Source organism: Ciceribacter sp. L1K22, from assembly GCF_017599385.1.
Classification (GTDB): Bacteria; Pseudomonadota; Alphaproteobacteria; order Rhizobiales; family Rhizobiaceae; genus Allorhizobium.
The window spans coordinates 950553-971462 of record NZ_JAGFPK010000001.1 but is presented as its reverse complement, the minus strand read 5'-3'; the positions used below and the strand labels follow the sequence as shown (position 1 = coordinate 971462).

19 protein-coding genes are annotated in these 20910 nt (G+C 61.8%); 5 read left to right on the top strand and 14 right to left on the bottom strand.

The window, feature by feature from the left end; translation table 11 throughout:
- The first annotated feature begins 116 nt into the window (after positions 1-116).
- Together mutL and J5J09_RS04730 are read left to right on the top strand one after the other, a co-directional pair.
- Positions 117-1922, top strand: a complete 1806-nt coding sequence (mutL, locus tag J5J09_RS04735; RefSeq protein ID WP_208548535.1) for a DNA mismatch repair endonuclease MutL — start codon at positions 117-119, stop codon at positions 1920-1922.
- 80 nt (positions 1923-2002) lie between these two features.
- The gene (locus tag J5J09_RS04730; protein WP_208548534.1) at positions 2003-2233 is read left to right on the top strand and encodes a DUF2093 domain-containing protein; all 231 of its coding nucleotides are present in this window, start codon (positions 2003-2005) and stop codon (positions 2231-2233) included.
- On the opposite strand, the gene lpxK is transcribed toward J5J09_RS04730, so the two are convergent.
- From lpxK to J5J09_RS04700, 6 genes are all read right to left on the bottom strand, one after another.
- Positions 2234-3283 (bottom strand): tetraacyldisaccharide 4'-kinase, encoded by a 1050-nt coding sequence (lpxK, locus tag J5J09_RS04725; protein WP_208548533.1) that lies wholly within the window; start codon positions 3281-3283, stop codon positions 2234-2236. It abuts the gene before it with no gap.
- An 87-nt stretch (positions 3284-3370) separates the two neighbouring features.
- Entirely contained in the window at positions 3371-4129 is a 759-nt protein-coding gene (locus J5J09_RS04720; protein ID WP_208548532.1) for an HAD family hydrolase, read from the bottom strand.
- A complete protein-coding gene (gene waaA / locus J5J09_RS04715) occupies positions 4129-5442 on the bottom strand; it encodes a lipid IV(A) 3-deoxy-D-manno-octulosonic acid transferase (protein ID WP_208548531.1) in 1314 nt (437 codons plus the stop codon). The genes J5J09_RS04720 and waaA overlap by 1 nt, the downstream gene beginning before the upstream one ends.
- Before the next feature lie 129 nt (positions 5443-5571).
- Positions 5572-5811, bottom strand: a complete 240-nt coding sequence (locus tag J5J09_RS04710) for a DUF4170 domain-containing protein (protein ID WP_208548530.1) — start codon at positions 5809-5811, stop codon at positions 5572-5574.
- A gap of 62 nt (positions 5812-5873) precedes the next feature.
- Positions 5874-6680, bottom strand: a complete 807-nt coding sequence (locus J5J09_RS04705; protein WP_208548529.1) for a 3'(2'),5'-bisphosphate nucleotidase CysQ — start codon at positions 6678-6680, stop codon at positions 5874-5876.
- 26 nt (positions 6681-6706) lie between these two features.
- A complete protein-coding gene (locus tag J5J09_RS04700) occupies positions 6707-8053 on the bottom strand; it encodes a TldD/PmbA family protein (protein WP_208548528.1) in 1347 nt (448 codons plus the stop codon).
- A 124-nt stretch (positions 8054-8177) separates the two neighbouring features.
- On the opposite strand from J5J09_RS04700, the gene J5J09_RS04695 reads away from it, so the two are divergent.
- On the top strand, positions 8178-9998 hold the full coding sequence (locus J5J09_RS04695) for a monovalent cation:proton antiporter-2 (CPA2) family protein (RefSeq protein WP_208548527.1): 1821 nt from the start codon (positions 8178-8180) through the stop codon (positions 9996-9998).
- Here the strand turns inward: J5J09_RS04695 and J5J09_RS04690 are convergent.
- The 3 genes from J5J09_RS04690 to J5J09_RS04680 are packed head-to-tail and all read right to left on the bottom strand — an operon-like array spanning position 9995 to position 13268.
- On the bottom strand, positions 9995-10867 hold the full coding sequence (locus tag J5J09_RS04690; protein WP_208548526.1) for a patatin-like phospholipase family protein: 873 nt from the start codon (positions 10865-10867) through the stop codon (positions 9995-9997). The genes J5J09_RS04695 and J5J09_RS04690 overlap by 4 nt on opposite strands.
- 40 nt (positions 10868-10907) lie before the next feature.
- On the bottom strand, positions 10908-11468 hold the full coding sequence (gene rsmD, locus J5J09_RS04685) for a 16S rRNA (guanine(966)-N(2))-methyltransferase RsmD (RefSeq protein ID WP_208548525.1): 561 nt from the start codon (positions 11466-11468) through the stop codon (positions 10908-10910).
- A gap of 6 nt (positions 11469-11474) precedes the next feature.
- Positions 11475-13268 (bottom strand): pseudouridine synthase, encoded by a 1794-nt coding sequence (locus J5J09_RS04680; RefSeq protein WP_208548524.1) that lies wholly within the window; start codon positions 13266-13268, stop codon positions 11475-11477.
- Positions 13269-13338: 70 nt separating this feature from the next.
- On the opposite strand from J5J09_RS04680, the gene J5J09_RS04675 reads away from it, so the two are divergent.
- Positions 13339-13797 (top strand): nucleoside deaminase, encoded by a 459-nt coding sequence (locus tag J5J09_RS04675; RefSeq protein ID WP_208548523.1) that lies wholly within the window; start codon positions 13339-13341, stop codon positions 13795-13797.
- Positions 13794-14108 (top strand): hypothetical protein, encoded by a 315-nt coding sequence (locus J5J09_RS04670; RefSeq protein ID WP_208548522.1) that lies wholly within the window; start codon positions 13794-13796, stop codon positions 14106-14108. The genes J5J09_RS04675 and J5J09_RS04670 overlap by 4 nt, the downstream gene beginning before the upstream one ends.
- An 11-nt stretch (positions 14109-14119) precedes the next feature.
- On the opposite strand, the gene J5J09_RS04665 is transcribed toward J5J09_RS04670, so the two are convergent.
- The 5 genes from J5J09_RS04665 to J5J09_RS04645 all read right to left on the bottom strand — a co-directional run bounded on the left by J5J09_RS04665 (position 14120) and on the right by J5J09_RS04645 (position 20905).
- Positions 14120-14599, bottom strand: coding sequence for a GNAT family N-acetyltransferase (locus J5J09_RS04665; RefSeq protein ID WP_208548521.1), 480 nt, complete (start codon positions 14597-14599; stop codon positions 14120-14122).
- A 61-nt stretch (positions 14600-14660) separates the two neighbouring features.
- Entirely contained in the window at positions 14661-15293 is a 633-nt protein-coding gene (locus J5J09_RS04660; RefSeq protein WP_208548520.1) for a hypothetical protein, read from the bottom strand.
- Between the two features lie 130 nt (positions 15294-15423).
- The gene (ileS, locus tag J5J09_RS04655; protein ID WP_208548519.1) at positions 15424-18342 is read right to left on the bottom strand and encodes an isoleucine--tRNA ligase; all 2919 of its coding nucleotides are present in this window, start codon (positions 18340-18342) and stop codon (positions 15424-15426) included.
- 277 nt (positions 18343-18619) lie between these two features.
- The gene (locus J5J09_RS04650; protein ID WP_208548518.1) at positions 18620-19807 is read right to left on the bottom strand and encodes a GGDEF domain-containing protein; all 1188 of its coding nucleotides are present in this window, start codon (positions 19805-19807) and stop codon (positions 18620-18622) included.
- 117 nt (positions 19808-19924) lie between these two features.
- Positions 19925-20905, bottom strand: a complete 981-nt coding sequence (locus J5J09_RS04645) for a bifunctional riboflavin kinase/FAD synthetase (RefSeq protein ID WP_208548517.1) — start codon at positions 20903-20905, stop codon at positions 19925-19927.
- Positions 20906-20910: the final 5 nt, after the last annotated feature.

Sequence of the window (20910 nt, the reverse complement as noted above, 5' to 3'; positions counted from 1 at the left end):
TTATAACCCTTCCCTTAAGGCGATCTTAAAGGACGGTTGCAAGGAACCGCATGGTCATGCACAGGCTGTCACGGCATCGCCCTTTCCTCGACGGCTCGAATCCGCGAAAATAGTGCATGGTCATCAAACAACTGCCTGAAACCCTCATTAACCAGATCGCGGCCGGCGAGGTCATCGAACGGCCGGCAAGTGCCGCCAAGGAACTGGTCGAGAACGCCATCGATGCCGGGGCGACGCGGATCGAGATCGCGACCGCTGGCGGCGGCAAGAGTCTCCTGCGCGTGACGGACAACGGCTCCGGCATGGATGCCGCCGACCTGGAACTGGCCGTGAGGCGGCACTGCACATCCAAGCTGGACGGCTCGCTCGAGGATATTCGCAGCCTCGGATTCCGGGGCGAAGCGCTGCCCTCCATCGGTTCGGTGGCGAAGCTTTCGATCACCAGCCGCCGCGGCGACATGGGGGAAGGCGCGGAGATCAGCGTCGTCGGTGGCAGGGTGTCACCCATCCGTCCGACAGGGGCCAATCCCGGAACGGTGGTGGAAGTCCGCGACCTTTTTTTCGCCACGCCGGCGCGGCTGAAATTCCTGAAGACGGAAAAGGCGGAGGCAGCCGCCATCACCGAAACCGTGAAACGGCTGGCGATCGCCTTTCCGAAAGTCCGCTTCACACTGTCGGGCAGCGATCGTTCGACCTTGGAACTGCCGGCTACAGGAGACGACCACCTGGCACGCATCGCCCAGGTCCTCGGGGTGGAGTTCCGGGCCAATGCGATCGAACTCGACGCGCAACGCGAGGATGTGCAACTGACGGGCTTTACCGGCCTGCCGACGTTCAATCGCGGCAACTCGGCGCATCAGTATGCGTTCGTGAATGGAAGGCCTGTTCAAGACAAACTGATCCTGTCGGCCATCCGGGGTGCCTATGCGGAGACCATTCCGCAAGGCCGCTATCCCGTCGCCGCGCTTGCCATCACGCTCGATCCCGCCTTCGTCGACGTCAACGTCCATCCAGCGAAGTCCGACGTCAGGTTCCGCGATCCCGGGCTTGTCAGGGGCCTGATCGTCGGCGCCATTCGCGAGGCGTTGCACCGGGAGGGCGACCGGGCTTCGACCACCGGAGCGGAGGGCATGATACGTGCCTTTCGACCCGGCTTCCGGCCGGAGTCGAGACAGGCGGCCAACTGGGACGCCAATTCGTCCCCCACCCGGCCGGTGTCGTATTCCGCGTCCGGCTTCTCGGCGCCATCCCAGGCGCGGTTCGACGTATTATCCGTCCCTGCGGCACGAAGCGAGCCACTGACCGCCCCCGCGCCCGAGGCGAGAGAACAGCCGGCGGCGGCTCATCCCCTCGGCGCTGCACGGGCGCAGGTCCATGCCAACTATATCGTGGCCCAGACGGAGGATGGACTCGTCATCGTCGACCAGCACGCCGCGCACGAACGCCTGGTTTTCGAACGCCTGCGAGAGGCACTTCGCGGCCAGAGGCTACCTTCGCAAGGCCTGTTGATACCCGAGATCGTCGATCTTCCGGAGGAGGATTGCGATAGACTGGCGGCGCATTCGGAAGAACTGGACCGCCTGGGGCTTGCAATCGAGCGTTTTGGGCCCGGAGCGATCGCGGTGCGGGAAACACCGGCAATGCTTGGCGAGGTGGATGCTGCTGCCCTGGTGCGACAGCTCGCAGACGAGGTCGCCGAATGGGACACGGCCAACGGACTGGCGGCAAAGTTGGACCATGTGGCGGCGACAATGGCGTGCCATGGCTCGGTCCGTTCCGGCCGGGTTCTGCGGGTTGAGGAAATGAACGCGCTCCTGCGCCAGATGGAGGCAACACCGGGCTCCGGCCAGTGCAACCATGGACGCCCCACCTATGTGGAACTCAAGCTCTCCGATATCGAGCGGCTGTTCGGGCGCAGTTGATGAGACGGCGCGATTTTTCTGGAATTCAACTCCTGCGCACGTTATTTCAGTCCAGGCGCAAGCGTAGAGGAAAAGCGATGATGAACCGGTTCGAAGGCGGCGGAAACAGGGAGGCCAAGGTCCGCTATCTCGATGCCGATTTCCAGATTCTCTCGCCTGGCACCCATGTCGTCTGCGCGATGACCGGTCGCCCGATCATCCTCGACGAACTCAAGTACTGGAGCGTCAGACGTCAGGAACCCTATGCTGACGCCGCGGCATCGTTCGAGGCGGAAAAAAGAGCCGGGACACTGCCGAACCAACGGCGCTGATCATCTTTTCGCCTCGTCCCTGGCGTCTCTCAGCAGGCGATCGCGGCATGCTGTGATCGCCTCGTCGATGAGACGGTCCGGAACCGAGGGATCATCGAAGACCATATCGATTTCGGCAACCTTGCAACGCGTGGCGAGTTCCTCGGCCTTGCCATGGTGATGGCGAAGCCGGACGATATCTTTCGCCGTCGTGACCAATTGCAGATTTTCCGCTGAGGCTTTTGCCAGCAGATCGTCGATCTCGTCGTCGCCCAGATGCTGATGATCGGCAAAATCGCGCCGCTCGACGATCGTCGCGCCCAAGGATTCCAGCGTGCGGTAGAACTTGCCGTGGTCGGCGATGCCGGCGAAGGCGAGAACACGAGCCCCTGCGAGACCCGCATCCTGTCGGGGTTTCACGGAAGCGATGTGAACGGCCCGTCCCGCCCGCGACGCTCTGCGCACGAGAGCATCGGCGGCAGGACCATCCCCGACCTTCAAAATTGCGGAGAGACGGTTCATCTGTGTGGATATCGGTGCGCGAACGGGGCCGCCCGGCATGACATGTCCGTTGCCAATGCCCCGATAGCTGTCGACGACGACGAGCGAGACATCGGCAAGCAGCGTGTTGCTCTGGAACCCGTCATCCATGATGATCAGATCAACGCCCTGCTCCACGAGCAGACGCGCGCCGGCTATGCGCCGACGGGTAATGACAGTCACACCTTCGCGGGCGAGAAGCAGCGGTTCGTCACCCGTGTCGACAGCGCGGTGATGCTCAGGATCAACAATCGTGGTCACGTCGAGAGTACCGCCATATCCCCGGCTCAGAAAACCGGGCTTCAATCCCCTGGCGCTGGCGGCACGGCCGATCGCGAGGGCGGTGGGCGTCTTGCCCGCCCCCCCGACGGTGAAATTGCCCACGCAAATGACGGGAACCGAGACGGCATTGCGACTGGCGTTTCGCATGCGCCATCCCGCAACCGCACCATAAAGCAGCGAGATCGGATAGAGGAGCCTTGCACGCCAGTCAGCTTCGGTCCACCAGAACGGAGGTGCTTCCGATATCATCCTTCGCCTCTCCCATGTGCCCCCCGGCCAAGGATGCCACTTAGACGAAACTGATACGCGACGGCAAGCGTCAGCCGTCACAGGAGATCAGACTTCGCCCGCCTGAACCGAAAAAAGCCCGGGCAGATGGGAAACGTCGTCCACCATGATGTCGCAGCATGCGGAAAGTGAATCGCGCGATCCCGTGCCTGAAAGCACCGCGATCTTCAATCCGACCCCTGCATTGCGGCCCATGTGTAGATCGTGGTTGTTGTCGCCGACCACGGCCACGCGCGCAGGATCAAGGCCGGTCGCCGCGCAGAAGCCGAGCACCATGCCCGGCTGCGGCTTGACGCCGTGGCCGCTGTCATAGCCGGCGATGAAATCGACATAGGGCGTAAGACTGAAACGCTCCGCTGTCCGGCGGATGGAGAGCTCGTTGTCGCTGGAGGCGATGCCCAGCCTTAGTCCCCGGCGACTGAGCGTGGCAAACAACTCTGCCAGATCGGTGACCGGCACGGATTTTTCGGCAGCACCCGCAAACATGGCATCGATCCGGGGAACCAGCCATTCCACATCGAGGAGCGAGCCGGCTGACACGAAACCTGCGGCTATTTCCCGCGTGTTACCCGCAGCAAGCAGGCTGTCTGGCACGATGTGGCCGGTCTCGGGGTCCATGCCGCAAGCCCTGAGAAGAGTACTCGCAAGCGCAGCGTCGCCACCGGACGCGAGCAGCGCGACTTCGCGGTTGACCGGCCCCCAACTGTCGTCGAAATCCAGAAGGGTGCCGTCCTTGTCGAACAGAATGCCCTCGATACTGGACAGGCGTTCATCCCGAGGCAAAGCCGTATCTTTCAGGATTGTCATCACGAAGCCACTTTCGGCTGTAGCCGTGCCTTGACGGTCAGCGGGTTTATGAAGGGCTCGAGACCCTTCATCGTCGCGGCGAGTGCGCCACGCATGTCCTGCAGGCATTCGGTGCCTGCATCCATCATCTTGTGGCGCGCCAGATCATTTGTATTGAGGAAATGGACGGCCTTGGCCAGCATTTCAGGGTCCCGCACGATACGGGCAGCCCCGCAGCGCACAAGCTTCTGGTAGGAGTCACGGAAGTTCTGAACGTGGGGGCCGGACAAGACGGCGGTTCCCAGCATGGCCGGTTCAAGCGGGTTCTGCCCTCCCTCGGCCGTCAGCGAACGCCCGACGAAGGCGACTTCCGTCAATCGAAGATAAAGGCCCATTTCACCGATCGTGTCGCCTAGCAGGATGTCGGTATCGTCGGTCACGACGTCACCACGGCTGCGGCGTGCAATCTTGAAGCCTTTTTCCAGCATCATTTTTTCCAGGTCGTCAGCCCGCTCGGGATGACGTGGAACGACAATGGTGAGGAGACCGGTGTGCGCCTTAAGGGCGCGGTGGACCATCAAAGCCACCTTTTCCTCACCCTCAAAGGTGGAGATCGCCGCCCAACTCTTGCGACGGCCGATCTGTTGCCGGTAGCGCTCCACGAGGGCCGCATCACAAGCAGGCGCCTCGGCATCGACCTTGATGTTGCCTGCGATTGTCACCGGCCAGGCACCAAGATCGCGATAACGCTCGGCATCGAGGTCAGACTGCGCGACGACCAGGGCAAGCTTGCCGAACAGAGCCTCCGAAATCGAGGCATGATTGCGCCAACGTTCGAATGACCTGTCCGAAATGCGGGCATTGACGAGGATCTGCGGCACGTGCCGGCGCTGCAGCTCTATCATTGTCACCGGCCATATCTCCGACTCGACCGAGATTGCCAGATCCGGCCTCCAATATCTCAGGAACCGCTTGATGGCCGGCTTGACGTCAAGAGGAACGTATTGGTGCATGATATCGTCGCTCAGGCGCGTCTTGACCAGCTCTGCAGAGGTGACCGTGCCTGTGGTCAGCAAGACGTTTATCTCGCGCCGACGGAGTTCCTTCAACAGCGGCACCACAGCAAGCGTCTCGCCGACACTGGCGGCATGCACCCACGCAAGCGGCCCGACCGGACGCGGCAGGCTGGCATACCCATACCGTTCGGCTCGACGGGCCCGGTCTTCCTTGCCCTTGGCAGCGCGCACGGCCAGAAACGGCCCCGTCAATGGATAGACGACGACGCTGGCCCATCGATAGGCGGCAAGAGCGACCGATGCCATCCCGCTGCTCATACTCCGATTACCCAATCACTCTCGAGGAGGGGTCTGCCGGCGTTCTGCCGTTTGTCATACAAATCCAATGCGCAATAACTATGCTAAAATAGAGGCGCCCGGAAACGACAGCTTCCGGGCGCGGATTTCTCACTGCGTATCGGCCGGGTTCAGCAGGCGATGCATGTGGACGATGAAATAACGCATATGGGCGTTGTCCACGGTCTGCTGCGCTTTGGACTTCCAGGCTGCGAGCGCACTCGCATAATCCGGGAAAATGCCCACGATATCCAGCGAATTGAGATCACGGAACTGTACCTCCGAAAGGCTCGACAGTTCGCCTCCAAAGACCAGGTGAAGAAGCTGCTTCTTACCGTCGGTTTCCGTCATAAGCGATGTTCTTTCCAGTATGATTTCACCGACATTTCATCTGCGCGATTTCGCTCCAAAGGTCAACCGCGAGAGGCTGGCGCAAGCTGTGCGAGAAGGGATGGCAGCAACGGGGCGGCTGCGGCACAAAGCACCTCGTGACGCACTTCCGGCCGGTTGTACTGCAAGGTGCTTCCCGCGCTATCGGTGAGACGACCGCCGGCGCGTTCGAGGATGAGATCGGCAGCGGCGAGATCCCAATCATGAGAGTTGCGCTTGACGAACGTGGCGTGTATCCGCCCGTCCGCCACCATGGCGATACGGTAAGCGAGCGAGGGAATATGGGCTACGCGCTCCAGTCCCTCGCGAAACATCGGATCTATCGTGTTCAGCATGTCTTGCGGCGTCGCGACGCGAAGGCGAGGCCCATCGCGCCCCGCGACCTCGATTGGCTCGCCGTTCTTCCGGACGGCGCCTCCGGTTGATGCAAGATATTCCTCGGAGAGCGCCGGAGCATACAGTGCCGCTGCCACCGGCCGCCCTTCATGAACGACGGCGACACTGACGCACCAGGTTCTTTCACCTGCAATGAAAGCACGCGTGCCATCGATCGGATCAACGACGAATACGGTATCGTGGGAGAGCCGGGCGGGGTCGTCATCGGTCTCTTCTGAAAGCCAACCATAACCGGGTCGCGCACCACGGAGCATGGTTTCCAGCATCTCGTTCGCGGCGAGATCGGCCGCGCTGACGGGTGAACGGCCCTCGTTCTTGAACCAGACATCGGGCGACTGCCCGAAATACGACAAAGCCACCTCGCCTGCGCGGCGGGCAGCCTCGCCGATCAAAGCGAGGTCGGCGAGCCAGTCAGTTTGTGCGAGGGCCACCATCGGCCTTACCCCTAGTCTACGGCGGTTCAGCGGCCGGCCAGTGTCATCCCTTCGATCGCAATCGTGGGAGCGGCCACACCGAACTTACGATCGATATCATTAGCCACGGTCAATCGCATGAACATATCCTTCAAGTTCGATGCGATCGTCACTTCGGATACGGGATACGCCAGCTCGCCGTTTTCGATCCAGAAACCGCTGGCGCCCCGACTGTATTCGCCGGTGATCATGTCCACGCCATGCCCGATGAGCTCGGTTACATAGAAGCCAGTACCGATCGACCGGATCAGATCCTCCGGTGACATATCTCCGGGCTCCAATGCGAGGTTCGTGGATGAAGGGGAGACCGTCGTTCCACCGCGAGCGCCGCGACCATTGGTGCGCAGGCCAAGTTCCCGTGCTGTGGAGGAAGACAGGAACCAGTGCTTGAGAACACCGTCTTCGATCATGACCAATCGCTCTCCCCGCACACCTTCGCCGTCAAAGGGGCGAGAGGCGGGGCCACGAACACGCAGCGGTTCGTCGGTGATGTTGATGCCCTTCTTCAAGACCTGCTCACCCATTCGATCGCGAAGGAAGGAGGTCTTGCGCGCGACGGCCGCGCCGTTGATGGCGCCCGCTATGTGTCCGACAAATCCCCGTGCAACACGCGGATCGAAGACGACCGTGATGTTCGACCCCGTATCCGCCTGACGTGCATTCAGGCGCCGCACCACACGTTCACCGGCGCGACGTCCGATCAGTTCGGGCGCATCCAGTTCGGCGGCGTAGAGACGACTGTCAAAATCATGGTCGCGCTCCATTTTCGTGCCTTCGCCCGCGATGACACCAACGGACCGGCCGAAGCGTGAGGCCTTGTAGCTGCCGGAGAAGCCGTGTGAGGTGACCAGCACGAGCCCACCCATGCCGGCGGACGCGCCAGCCCCGGCAGACTTGCTGACCCCTGAAACATCCAGAGCGGCCGCTTCCATGGCAAGTGCGGCCTCGGTCAAGGCTTCGCTCGACATCTCCGTGGAATCGAAGAGTTCAAGATCCAGAGGCATTCGGGCAAGATCGGTCTCGTCCGCCAGTCCCGCGAACGGATCTTCCGGAGAAACGCGCGCCATGGCCACGGCTCGTTCTGCCAAGGCCTTGAGATCGAAGCCCGGGTTGGCGGACACGCTGGCAACCTTCTTGCCGACAAAAACCCGTAACGAGAAGTCGTCACTTTCAGCGGAGTCCGTTGACTCCACATTGCCCTGGCGGACAGATACCGACCGCGACCGCGACCGGACAACGACCGCATCGGCCGCATCCGCGCCGGCGGCGCGCGCCAGGTTGACCAATTGCTCGGCACGCGACAGAAGGTTTCCGGAGTCGATTTCAGAAGACATGGCTTGGCCTTTCGTTCCGGCACCATTTATTGTGCAATACAACGGTCATCAAGGCCGCCGGCGTCGAATACCGGAAAAAGGGTTCATCTCCCCCGGATTGCCACCCAAATAGGAACAACCAGGCATGAGCACCTCGCACGTCATGTTCACCGAAACGCTTCTGTTGCTCGGCGGAGCGGTGGTGGCAGCGCCCTTGTTTCGGCAGTTGGGCCTCAGCACGGTGCTTGGATACCTGGCGGCGGGCGTGGTCATCGGACCGCTGGCGCACCTCATTTCGGAGACGGGGGAAATCCTCAGCGTGTCCGAACTGGGTGTCGTCTTTCTGCTCTTCATCATCGGCCTTGAGCTGAAACCATCGCGCCTCTGGCACATGCGCGCCGATATTTTCGGCCTTGGCACGGCACAGGTGGTCGTCAGCGGGCTGATCCTGTCCGTCCTTCCGGTGTTGATGGGACTGGTGGACTGGCGCGGTGGCCTCGTCATCGGCTTTGGCCTTGCGCTTTCGTCCACGGCCTTCGCGCTCCAGCTTCTGAACGACCAGGGCGACCGAAACACGCGGTATGGCCAGCGAGCCTTTTCCATTCTTCTGCTGCAGGACCTCGCCATCGTCCCACTGCTTGCGATGGTCAGCCTTCTCGGAGGCCAGGCGGAGGGGGCGGAGACGCCCTTCTACCAGGAAGCGGCAATCGCGGTTGGCGCGATCGTGGCTATGCTCGTTGCCGGTCGCTACATCCTGACGCCGATGTTCGGCGTCATCGCCAGGACAGGCGCGCGAGAGGTGATGATCGCAGCAGCGTTGCTCGTCGTGATAGGTTCCGCAACTCTGATGCAGGTCGCCGGTCTCTCCATGGCCATGGGCGCTTTCCTGTCGGGCGTAATGCTCGCGGAGTCGTCTTATCGCCACGAGCTTGAAGCGGATATCGAGCCGTTCCGCGGCATCCTGCTGGCGCTGTTCTTCATGGCAGTTGGCATGTCGATGCAGATCGACGTGATCCTCGACAATCTCCTTCTGATCGTCGGCGGCGTACTGGTCATCATGATCCTGAAGGCGATCGTCCTTTATCTGCTCTGCCGCGCCACCGGATCGAGCCGTGACGACGCGATCCGCGTCGCCTTCCTTCTGCCCCAGGGCGGCGAGTTCGGTTTTGTGCTGTTCACCACCGCGACCACTGTCGGACTGCTATCGGGGGCGACTGCCTCCATGCTCATCTCGATGGTGACACTTACGATGGCCTTGACGCCGCTCGGTGCAATCCTTGCGCGGCGTCTTCAAACGGAAGACGCGGCTGAGAAGATGGACGAGGATTTCGAAGGCGCCGATGCCGATGTCATCATGGTGGGCTTCTCCCGCTTCGGTCAGATTGCGGCGCAAATCCTGCTTGCAAGCGGAAGGGACGTGACGATCATAGACGATTCCGTCGACCGTGTTCGTCAGGCCGCCTCCTTCGGCTTTCGCATCTATTTTGGCGACGGAACGCGGCTCGACGTGCTGCGCGCCGCCGGCATCGAACGCGCGAAGATCGTCGCGATCTGTACGCAGAAGAAGGAAACCACCGATCGGATCGTCGACCTCCTGAAGGAGGAGTATCCCGAGGCGCGGCTCTTCGTCCGCTCCTACGACCGTATCCATAGCCTGTCGCTCCGGTCGCGCGACGTCGAATACGAACTGCGAGAGACGCTGGAATCGGGTCTGCTTTTTGGTCGCAAAACGCTAGAAGCACTCGGAATGACAGAGACCGAAGCACAAGCGATCCTGGACGACATTCGCGTCCGCGATGAGGAGAGGCTGCAAATACAGGCTGCCGAGGGTATCCTGGCAGGACGTCACATGCTCCACAACCGACCGGTGCGTCCCGAGCCTCTCGTCAAGCCGAAGCGGCAGAGCGACGACGGGGAGTCTGCTGCTCGCTTCCCCGAGGCCGTTGGCGAGGAGATGGATCGCTAGGCGATCGCACTGCGAAGGCGCACCTCGATCGCGGTCTCGATCTGCCGCTTCAGATCATCCTTTACGCCATCCGCTGCTTCCAGCACTTGACGGGCCTTGACGAAATCCAGAACCCGGAAGGCGTTGACGGGCGGCCGCAGGAAGATGTCCGGCTTTGACAGCTTGAGTTTGAGTGCGATCATGGACTGCATCATCAGTTGCGATGCGCCGAAAAGGCTGTCGAAGCGATTGGGCACGCCCTCCCCATCCGGGGCTCCGACGACATCGACGGCGATCACGATGTCCGCCAGAGGCCGAAGGTGTTCATAGGGTACGGGATTGACGATGCCGCCATCGACCATGATGCGACCATCGATCTCGACCGGCATGAAAAGTACCGGTATCGCGGCAGACGCGGCGAGCGCAGGATGCAGCGCTCCTTCCTCACGGATCGACTCGCTTTGGGCATAATAGTCGGTGGTGACCACTTTCAGCGGAATACGCAGCGCAGAGAAGTCCGCCGGCAGTTCAGGCGGCAAGAACGCGGCTAGGATGCGTTCCAGGTTGAACTGCCCCAGCCGAAAGCCGCCGAGCGCGTCCCGCATGGTTCCCGGCCCCAGATTCCAGAGACGATTGGCGACTGTCGACCGTTTCCCTACCGTTTCGAGAACATATTCCCGAATTTCCCGGCCGCGCATTCCGGCCGCCATGCCGGCACCGATCAAGGCTCCCATCGACGCGCCGGCGATGCAGACAGGGCGAATGCCCATCTCGTCGAGCGCCTCGATGACGGAAATGTGGGCAAAACCGCGGGCACCGCCCGCACCGAGCGCAATAGCCACCGTCGGATCATTCGCTTTGCTCAGGGACGGAGTGGCGTTGTCTGTCACGGAGTAATCTCTCTCAGCCGGCCTGATGGAGCCTCCTGCATCAGGTCGGCTTGTAGCGGTAGAAATGCATGCGTGTATCGCCGAAATCGCGATCCTCGATCAGCCTGAAAACCGGATCGAGGACGACGGTCACATCCGCGCTTTCTTCCAGAACGACAAGAGCGTCGGGCAACAGCCAGCCACCCTGAAACGCAGCTTTCAGCGCCTTCTCTCCCAGACCCCTGCCATAGGGCGGATCGGCAAAGAGGAGATGAAACGGCTCCATGTTACTGACCGACCCGAGTGATGTCGCGTCCCGACGCAACATCCTCGCACGGCCATGCAGGCCCAAGGCATCGATGTTTTCCCAGATCAGGCCGCGTCCCTCGACACTGTTTTCGACGAACAGTGCCGATCGACATCCCCTCGACAGCGCTTCGATGCCGACGGCACCGGTACCGGCGAACAGATCGAGTATCCGGGTCCCGTCCAGAGCTTCGGGATAAGCGTGCGCCAGAATATTGAAAAGGCTCTCGCGCGCCCGGTCCGTCGTCGGTCGGATCGCATTGGACTTCGGCGTGGCCAGCGAGCGGCCACGGAATTCACCGCCGACTACCCTCACAGCGGTTTACCTCTGACCACGACCGGGACCACGGCCGCCGCCCGACGGCTTGCCGCCAAGTCCCTTGCCGCCGGGACGGCCTGCGGAAGGCTTGCCACCCGGCTTGCCGCCGAAGGATTTACCGGCGGGCTTGCCGCCAAACGATTTTCCACCCTTCGGCTTATCCCCGAACGGCTTGGCTCCACGCGGACGATCGGCGCGATCGCCAGCCGGGCGGTCGCCTCGGTCGAATGTCGGCCGATCACCCCGCGGCGCACCCGAACGCTCGCCGCGATCGAATTTCGGACGATCGCCTCGCTCCGGCCGATCGCCGAAATCTCGCCGGGGACCGCGTTCACCGAAACCGCGTTTGCCATCGTCGCCGCCTCGCGGATTGCTGGCGGGCGACTCGGCGCGGATCCATTCGCCATCCTCGTCGCGGGCACGGCTCACCTGAACCCGCGGCCCCTCGTCGCGGCGACCGCGGTCATCGAAACTCTTCCGATCGGGATCGAAGCGCGTCATTCCCTTTGTCGGCTTTCCGTCCTTGTCCCGCCCATAGCGCTTGCCGGGACCTGCCGCCTCGCGACGCGGAGCCTTGGCGGAAGCAGACTCGTCGCCGGCTTTTTTTTCCGCTATGGGGCGGGCGCCAGGCGCCATCCAGACATTGCTCGTACGGCTCTTCATCGCGGGCGTCCGCTTCGGCCGGTCGCCAACACCGCCACGTCCTTGGTCCCGATCATCGCGACGGAAGCCTTCGGACTTGCCCTTCCGGTCACCACGAGGGCCCTCAGGCTTGCGCGTGTCGAGACGGTCACGGGCCGCCTCGCGGTCGTCACGACCCCATTCACGGGCTGGCTTCGCGCGTTTGGCGGGCTTTTCGGTCTCATCCTCGGCGTCGACGGCCTTGCGGTCGTGAAGCGGCGCCTCGAAATTGGCCTTGGCCTCCTCGATCAGTCGTGGCCCAAGTTGGTCGCGCAGCATGCGGCCCCGCACCTCGACGACCTTGCCTTCGCCGAGATCGCCGAGCTGGAACGGACCGTAGGAGATGCGGATCAGACGGTTTACATCGAGGCCGAGCGCACCAAGCACGTTCTTGATCTCGCGGTTCTTGCCTTCGCGCAGACCCATGGTGATCCAGACGTTGCGACCTTGCGAGCGATCGAGCGTGGCGTCGATCGATCCATAGAGCACGCCGTCAACGGCAATGCCATCCTTCAGCGCGTCGAGCGCCGCCTGGTCGATTTCGCCATGGGCCCGGACACGGTAGCGCCGGAGCCAGCCGGTGGTCGGAAGTTCCAACACCCTCGCCAGTCCGCCATCATTAGTGAGAAGTAGAAGTCCCTCGGTGTTGATATCGAGGCGACCAATAGACATGACGCGCGGCAAATCTTCCGGCAAATTCTCGAAGACGGTCGGACGACCTTCCGGATCGGAATTGGTGGTCACCAGACCGGCAGGCTTATGATAAAGCCAGAGACGGGTCCGCTCGATGCCTTGGATCGGCTGTCCGTCCACTTCGATGCGATCGGCGAACGTGGCATTGAGCACCGGCGTGTCCAGGACCTTTCCGTTAACCCGCACGCGGCCGTCCATGATCATGCGTTCGATGTCGCGACGGGATGCGACGCCGGCACGGGCCAACAGCTTCGAGATCCGTTCCGGCTTTGCCTCATCGGCGGCAGGAGTGGCAGCCGCTGCCATTGCGGTGGGCTTTGGCGACCGTTTCGCCTTGTCCGGCGCGGGCTTGCGTGTTGCGTCTTTTCCGCCGCGACCGGATGGCCCGGTTGCGGATTTTCTGGGCTTGTCTTTGGATGTCATTTGATATTTGCCTTGAGCTTTGTCCGTCTCCTATCAGGTCAGGACGCCGGGGTTAAGAGGAATTCGTCATATGGCGGAATCGCACGGGTTCATGCAGGCCGCGCTGACGGAGGCAAAGGCAGCCGCAGAGCGGGGCGAAGTGCCGGTCGGCGCGGTCGTGGTGCTCGACGGAACGATCATCGGGCGAGGCGGAAATAGGACACGGGAGAAGAACGACGTCACCGCGCATGCAGAGATCGAGGCCATACGCGCCGCGAGCGCGCTGCTTGGTCAGGAGCGACTGTCGGGCGCCGATCTCTACGTCACGCTCGAACCCTGCGCGATGTGCGCCGCGGCGATTTCCTTCGCCCGTATCCGCCGGCTTTATTACGGCGCCGAGGATCCGAAGGGCGGCGGTGTCGACAATGGGGGGCGCTTCTACACCCAGACGACTTGCCACCATGCGCCTGACGTCTATTCTGGGCTGGCCGAAAGCGAGGCAGCGGAGCTGCTTCGCTCATTCTTCCTAGAGAAGAGGGAGGTGGGATGATCCTGGTCGCCATTCTGGCTGTGCTCGGCATGGGAGCGATATCGGCTTCAGCCTACTTCATCGTCGCGCCGGGCATGCGACGGTTGCCGATGCAATGGTCCGTATCCGGCAGGGTCAACTGGACCGCGCCGCGGCTGGTGGCTCTTTCCCTGACGCCGCTGCTGATCTCGGCCATCATGCTGCTTGTGATAGCGCTTGAAACCGAGCTTGCCGAGCGCGACATCGCGCTGCTGATTTTATCGGTGGTCGGCCCGGTCGTACACCTTCTGCATATTGCGCTGATCGGACGACAGACCCGAAACCTGTCTTGAGCCAGACATATCTATCCGGCGGCGAAATCGCGGAGTTGGTCACCCGCGAGACGGTAGCGTATCCACTCCGTTTGCGGCTCTGCGCCGATCGCCTCGTATACGCGGATCGCCGGCTCGTTCCAGTCGAGGACGCTCCACTCGAACCGCCCGCATCCGCTTTCGACCGCCACTTTCGCCAGATGGCGCAGCAGCAGTTTGCCTGCACCAGATCCGCGATAGTCGGGCGAGACGTAGAGATCCTCCAGATAGAGGCCGTTTCTGGCCTGCCACGTGGAATAGCTGTAGAACCAGACGGCAAAGCCGGCCGGAACACCATCGGCCTCCAGTAGCACCGCTCTGGTGACCGCGCCGGGCCCGAAAAGGGTGGCGGTCAGGCTCTCGACCGTCGCCTCGACCTGATCGACCGCCTTCTCATAGTCGGCGAGTTCGGTGATGAAACGCAGGATCGTGCCTACATCGGCCGGCGTGGAGTCGCGCACCTCAAAATTCATGGTCACCTCAAGAAAAAGGCAGGCCATGGGCCTGCCTATGATAGTACCTTTGGAATTCAGCTTATTGGAAGGGAATCCACCACTGGCTGGTCTGCTGCGCGGCCTTGGCTTCCTTCTTGCGGCGCCGCTCCTTCTTGAGTTCCGGCTCACCCAAGTCCTCGAGAACGGCCGGGTCCGACGCCGTACGATACTGCGTCGGCGGGTCGGCGAGGAAACGGCGCTGATCGAGATAGGCGCCCTTCTGGATCTGACGCGCTTCGCGGAAGGCTTCCCATTTCTGGCTCTCGGTCATCGTTCCCCTGGTGCCGTAGCCTTCAAGCAGCGGTGACTTGTAATTCGGATTGTCGGCGTTCTCGTCCGCTTCCTTGCGAAGACGTTCGCGCGCCTCTTCCGGCGTTTCCAGCCATTCCGGGTTCAGTTCGCGATTGGCGACCGAGGGCTGCGGCGCCACGAGCGCGGTCTGCGCCGAAGACGGCGGCATCACGAGTTCGGGACGTGGATTGTATTTGACGTTGGCGTTCTTGTTCGGTGACGCCCCGACGGACACGGCTGACCCGAGGTCATCGACCAATTGCTCCATTGCCGTTTTGTCGGTGCCGTAGGTCGGGCTCCCCACGCAGCCCGTCAGCCCCACGCAACCCAGCAAAATGCCCGCCAAACCAGCGGTTACTCGAAACGCGTCTGCCCTGATCATGAAAACCTTCCAGCCTTGCCGGCCCGCCGTACAGACGACCTTTGTCCACCGCCTGACGGAAAATTCCGGCCAATTTCAGGCAAATTTACCGGATGACCCGCGAAAGCGCAAATCATCCGGTGACTTTTCCTTAACGTTGCGCCGCAAGCTCCCGAAGTGCCGCCGCATCGCGCGCCGACACATCCGGGTAATCGGGATCGGAGCCGACATCGGTGGTGATCCGCCAAGAGCGGGCGCACTTCCTGCCTTCGGCAAGCTTCGGCTCGACCGAGACCTTGGCCACCTCCGGCAGGCGGAAAGCATCCGCCGGACCTTCGTCACCCACGACCGTGATAGCGGAGGTGATGCAGATCTCGGCGAAGTCCTGCCCGTTGAGCGCTGCAAGCAGTTCCGGATCGGCGACATGGACGACCGGGGCGGCTTCCAGCGAGGAACCGATGCGCTTGTCCTTGCGCTCGATTTCGAGAGCGCCGGTGACCACATAGCGCACGTCGCGGATCTTGGCCCACTTCGCTTCCAGCGCGTCGTTGCGCCATTCGGCGGGAACGGCCGGGAACTGTTCGAGATGAACGGACTCGGCGGCAGGATTACGCGACAGCCAGGCCTCTTCCATGGTGAAGGGAAGCATCGGCGCGAGCCATGTCACCAGGCAATCGAACAGCTTGCGGATGACCGCGAGGCTCGCCCGGCGACGCAGCGACGACGGCGCGTCACAATAGAGTGCGTCCTTGCGGATGTCGAAGTAGAAGGCCGACAGCTCGATGTTGGAGAAATCGATCAGAGAGCGGGTGATCTTCTTGAAATCGAACTGGTCGTAACCTTCACGCACCATGCCGTCGAGTTCCGACAGGCGGTGCAGCATCAACTTTTCGAGCTCGGGCATGTCGGCATAGTCGATCTCCTCGCCCTTGTCGTGGGCGAGCGTGCCGAGCATCCAGCGGATGGTGTTGCGAAGCTTGCGGTAGGCATCGATGTTGGTCTGGATGATCGACTTTCCGAGACGCTGGTCTTCCCAGTAGTCGGTGGTCATGACCCAGAGACGCAGGATATCGGCGCCCGACTCCTTCATCACGTCCTGCGGGAAGACCTGGTTGCCGAGCGACTTCGACATCTTGCGGCCGTCTTCCGCCATGGTGAAGCCATGGGTGATGACGGCGTTGTAAGGTGCGCGGCCGCGCGTGCCACAGCTTTCGAGCAGGGACGAATGGAACCAGCCGCGATGCTGGTCGGAGCCTTCGAGATAGACGTCGGCCGGCCACTTGAGGTCCGGTCGGTCTTCGAGCGTGAAGGCGTGGGTCGAGCCCGAGTCGAACCAGACATCGAGGATGTCCATGACCTGGGTCCACTTGGCCGGATCATGCTCGTTGCCGAGGAACCGCTCCTTGGCGCCTTCGGCGAACCAGGCGTCCGCCCCTTCGGCCTCGAAGGCCTCGAGGATACGGGCATTGACCTTCTCGTCCTTCAGCACATTGCCATCGCTATCGGCGAATACGCAGATCGGCACACCCCAGGCGCGCTGGCGCGACAGAACCCAGTCCGGACGGTCGGCGATCATCGAACGCAGGCGGTTCTGGCCCATGGCCGGCACGAAGCGGGTCTCGTCGATGGCTTTGAGGGCACGCGAGCGCAGGGTCGAGCCGTCGCCGAGGTCCTTGTCCATGTAGACGAACCATTGCGGCGTGTTGCGGAAGATCACAGGCTTCTTGGAGCGCCAGGAATGCGGATAGGTGTGCTTCAGGCGGCCGCGAGCGAACAGGTTGTTCGCGGCGATCAGGGCTTCGATGACGACCTTGTTGGCGTCGCCCTTCTTGCCCGAGTCGTCGATGACGCGCGCCGGACCTCCTGCGCGATCCGGGCCGAAACCAGGAGCATCCTTGGTGTAGTAGCCGGCATCGTCGACGGTGAAGGGGATGCGGGACGAGATGCCGCGAGCCTCAAGCGCCCGGGCATTGTCCATCCAGGCGTCAAAGTCCTCACGGCCGTGGCCGGGCGCGGTGTGCACGAAACCGGTACCAGCGTCGTCGGTGACGTGGTCGCCGTCGAGGAGCGGCACCTTGAAGTCGTAGCCGAGTGCGGCGAGCGGATGGGCGCAGGTGATCGATGCGAGTTCATCGCCTTCGATATCGCGAACCAATTCAAAGGTCACCTTGGCCTTGGCGGCGCATTCGTCTGCGAGCCGCTTGGCGAAGATCAGCTTTTCACCGGGCTGCGGACCGAAGTCGTTTTCAGCCGCCTTGACCTTGTAGAGACCGTAGGCGAAGCGCGAGGAGAACGAGATCGCGCGGTTGCCCGGCATGGTCCACGGGGTCGTCGTCCAGATGACGACGAAGTCGCCCTTGAGATCGGCCGGCCCTTCCGTCACCGGGAACTTCACCCAGATCGTGTCGCTCTCGTAGTCCTGGTATTCGACTTCCGCTTCCGCGAGCGCCGTGCGCTCGACGACCGACCACATCACCGGCTTCGATCCACGGTAGAGCTGGCCGGAGCTGGCGAATTTCAGCAGTTCGCCGGCGATGCGGGCTTCGGCGTGGAAGTTCATCGTCGTGTAGGGATTGTCGAAGTCGCCCTCGATGCCGAGACGCTTGAACTCTTCCGACTGGACGCCGATCCACTTTTCGGCATAGGCGCGGCATTCCTTGCGAAACTCGATCATCGCCGAGGGCTGCTTGAGGTCGGGCTTTTCCTTGCCCTTCGAACGGTAGTTCTCTTCCTCGATCTTCCACTCGATCGGTAGACCGTGGCAATCCCAGCCGGGCACATAGTTGGCGTCGAAGCCGCGCATCTGGAAGGAGCGGTTGATGACGTCCTTCAGGATCTTGTTGAGCGCGTGGCCGATATGGATGTTGCCGTTGGCATAGGGCGGGCCGTCGTGGAGGACGAACTTCTCGCGGCCGGCGGCGGAGGCGCGCAGGCGCTTGTAGAGGCCCATCTCCTGCCAGCGTTTCACCATTTCCGGCTCCTTCTGCGGCAAGCCGGCGCGCATCGGGAAGTCGGTCTCGGGCAGATAGAGGGTGGAGGAGTAGTCTACTTTTTCAGCGGTATCGGTCATGATCTAGCCATCGCAGCGGCGCGTATGCGCCGGAAAAAATCGGGAAATCTGGCGGTTGAGGAGGCGCCGGAAAAGCGCCGAGAACCCGGACCCTCCGGCAGCTTTCAAAGCGCGCGGAAGGCCGGGCCAATAATTCGAATAGAGATACGCAGCCAAACCCGGGTCATGGTGGCGGTTGTTTAAGCGGTTTTACGGGGAAAAGGAAGAGGTCGGGAACAAGAATGTCGGAGGCCGACAAAGGGCGCACTATTATTTCCCGAAACGGTTTCGCGGTCGGTCAGGCCGTACGGGAATAGACGTGTGTTGGGGTCGACGGCTCACGATTGACCGGAGTCGCGACAACACGATTGCGGCCCTCCGTCTTGGCGACGTAGAGGCTTTGGTCCGCTTCAACCACCCATGCGTCAAGCGCCCGGTCGTCGCGATCCATGACTGTAAAGCCGCATGAGAATGTAAGGTAGAACGCACTCTTTCCGGAGCGGATTTCGCGGGCGGCGATCGCACTCCGCAAATGTTCGAGGACGATGGTCGCAGCCGCATGGTCGTGGCGCGGCAGGCAAAGACCGAACTCTTCTCCGCCTAACCTGCCGAAGACGGCGTTCGCCGGCATTGCCGAGACAACATGTTCGCAAAACTGAACCAGCGCATCATCCCCGCCAGCATGGCCGTGGGTATCGTTTATGCGCTTGAAATGATCGATATCGATCAACGCGATCGCGCCGCCCGTTGTGCGTGAGAGCAGTTCCGCCTCCTCCATGAACCGGCGGCGATTGAGAATACCCGTCAGGTAATCGGTATCGGCGAGCCTGCGATGGTCTTCGCTCACCCGTTCAAGCTTCAAGACGATCGTCAGCAGAAATGCGCTCAACGTGAAGATGGCAAGGAGAATACTGGTCGGGCCGAGCCAGGACGCGACCGGAAGACCATCTTCGATGCGCAATGGAGATACAGCCGCTATTGCGGCCACCACGGCATTGGCAAATGCGAACAGGCTATAAACCACCACCGCCAGGCGACTGGAGGGCAGCTTCCTGCCACGCGTCGCCCGGTGAATCACGGTCGCCGCGAACACCAGATTCGCCGCTGTGCCAAGGTAAATGAGAGGAACGTGGGCCGAAATCGGAAAATCCATGACTTTCAGACCAACCCGGCAAATGGACACCACTAGCGAGACGACGAACGCCTCCCACCAGCGGTAGCGCAGTCCGAAGAATTCCTTGAAGCCGAGCGCCAGAAGGCCGGCCATGCAGATATAAACGATGCCACCTATATACTCGATCGCCTGCAAGCCAACGGTCTTCGGCATGGCCATCATCATGCCGCCGACAACGATGGACCAGGCAGCAAGGCACCAGATCAACAGCTCTTTCTGACGATGATTGCTCAGCCAGCCAACTGTTGTCGCTATCGCAACCGCGAGATTAAGCAGCGCGGTATAAAGAAAGACCGTACTGAGATCGAGCATCCAACACTTCTATTTTAAATTGTGTGTTGTTACATTAGATAGGCAACAGGTTTCAGAATAATTGATGAAGTCGTATTCTCGTTTGGACTAGCCGAAAACTCGTTCGAAAAACAGCATTCAGAACGAAATGGAGGCATCCAGAGAGCCAAGCGGCCGCACGTCCGAAAGAAGCGCTCTTGCCTCATCTTCGTCCTGCCGTATCTGAGCGACGAGGGGCTCCAGTCCATCAAACTTCAGTTCGTCCCGCAGGTGGCCGAAGAAGGATACGGAACAGAGTTCACCGTAAAGATCTCCTGCGAAATCGAAGACATAGGTCTCAAGCAGTGCGGCGCCGTGATCGGTGACCGTCGGACGATAGCCGAAGCTCGCAACGCCGTCGTGGAGAGTTCCGTTCTGTCGGCGGAAGCGGACGGCATAGATGCCGGGCCTCAGTTCAGACTCTGCAGCAAGGGCCATGTTCGCCGTGGGATAGCCCAAGGTCCGGCCCAGTTGCTGCCCCTTGATGACCTCCGCCTCGACAGTGAAGCGATAGCCAAGCAGCCCGGCGGCCTCGGAAACGGCGCCCTCCGACAGCAGTTTGCGGATACGGCTGGACGAGACCACTTCAGATCCCTCATCCCGGAACGCATCGACGAGAGTGACGCCGAAGCCGTGGCGGCTCCCCGCGTTCATCAGGAAGGCTGGCCCTCCTTCCCTGCCCTTGCCGAAGTGAAAATCGAAACCGGTGACCACTTCGCTGGCGCCGATCCAATCGACAAGAATGGTCCTCACGAACTCCTCGGCAGAGCGTTGCGAGAACTCCATGTCGAAGGGATACTCGATCACACAGTGGAAACCCATCGCCTCCAGGAGGCGTGCCCTCAATGGCGCCGGCGTCAACCGGAACACAGGGGCATCGGGACGGAAAACAGTGCGAGGATGCGGCTCAAACGTCAGCACGAGCGCCGGAACACCGCGGTCTCCGGCAAGTTCCAGCGCACGGTCCAGCACGCTCTGATGTCCGCGATGTACGCCGTCGAAATTACCGATGGCGACCACACCGCCTTTCAGGCGGTCCGGCAGCAGGTCCTTCTTCTCGTTGCGATGAAAAACCGTCATCGGGA

Bases quoted from the DNA above. Each gene is read 5' to 3' on its own strand.
- mutL (WP_208548535.1), top strand. From the start codon at position 117: ATGGTCATCAAACAACTGCCTGAAACCCTCATTAACCAGATCGCGGCC.
- J5J09_RS04730 (WP_208548534.1), top strand. From the start codon at position 2,003: ATGAACCGGTTCGAAGGCGGCGGAAACAGGGAGGCCAAGGTCCGCTAT.
- lpxK (WP_208548533.1), bottom strand. From the start codon at position 3,283: ATGATATCGGAAGCACCTCCGTTCTGGTGGACCGAAGCTGACTGGCGT.
- J5J09_RS04720 (WP_208548532.1), bottom strand. From the start codon at position 4,129: ATGACAATCCTGAAAGATACGGCTTTGCCTCGGGATGAACGCCTGTCC.
- waaA (WP_208548531.1), bottom strand. From the start codon at position 5,442: ATGAGCAGCGGGATGGCATCGGTCGCTCTTGCCGCCTATCGATGGGCC.
- J5J09_RS04710 (WP_208548530.1), bottom strand. From the start codon at position 5,811: ATGACGGAAACCGACGGTAAGAAGCAGCTTCTTCACCTGGTCTTTGGA.
- J5J09_RS04705 (WP_208548529.1), bottom strand. From the start codon at position 6,680: ATGGTGGCCCTCGCACAAACTGACTGGCTCGCCGACCTCGCTTTGATC.
- J5J09_RS04700 (WP_208548528.1), bottom strand. From the start codon at position 8,053: ATGTCTTCTGAAATCGACTCCGGAAACCTTCTGTCGCGTGCCGAGCAA.
- J5J09_RS04695 (WP_208548527.1), top strand. From the start codon at position 8,178: ATGAGCACCTCGCACGTCATGTTCACCGAAACGCTTCTGTTGCTCGGC.
- J5J09_RS04680 (WP_208548524.1), bottom strand. From the start codon at position 13,268: ATGACATCCAAAGACAAGCCCAGAAAATCCGCAACCGGGCCATCCGGT.
- J5J09_RS04675 (WP_208548523.1), top strand. From the start codon at position 13,339: ATGGCGGAATCGCACGGGTTCATGCAGGCCGCGCTGACGGAGGCAAAG.
- J5J09_RS04670 (WP_208548522.1), top strand. From the start codon at position 13,794: ATGATCCTGGTCGCCATTCTGGCTGTGCTCGGCATGGGAGCGATATCG.
- J5J09_RS04665 (WP_208548521.1), bottom strand. From the start codon at position 14,599: ATGAATTTTGAGGTGCGCGACTCCACGCCGGCCGATGTAGGCACGATC.
- J5J09_RS04660 (WP_208548520.1), bottom strand. From the start codon at position 15,293: ATGATCAGGGCAGACGCGTTTCGAGTAACCGCTGGTTTGGCGGGCATT.
- ileS (WP_208548519.1), bottom strand. From the start codon at position 18,342: ATGACCGATACCGCTGAAAAAGTAGACTACTCCTCCACCCTCTATCTG.
- J5J09_RS04650 (WP_208548518.1), bottom strand. From the start codon at position 19,807: ATGCTCGATCTCAGTACGGTCTTTCTTTATACCGCGCTGCTTAATCTC.
- J5J09_RS04645 (WP_208548517.1), bottom strand. From the start codon at position 20,905: ATGACGGTTTTTCATCGCAACGAGAAGAAGGACCTGCTGCCGGACCGC.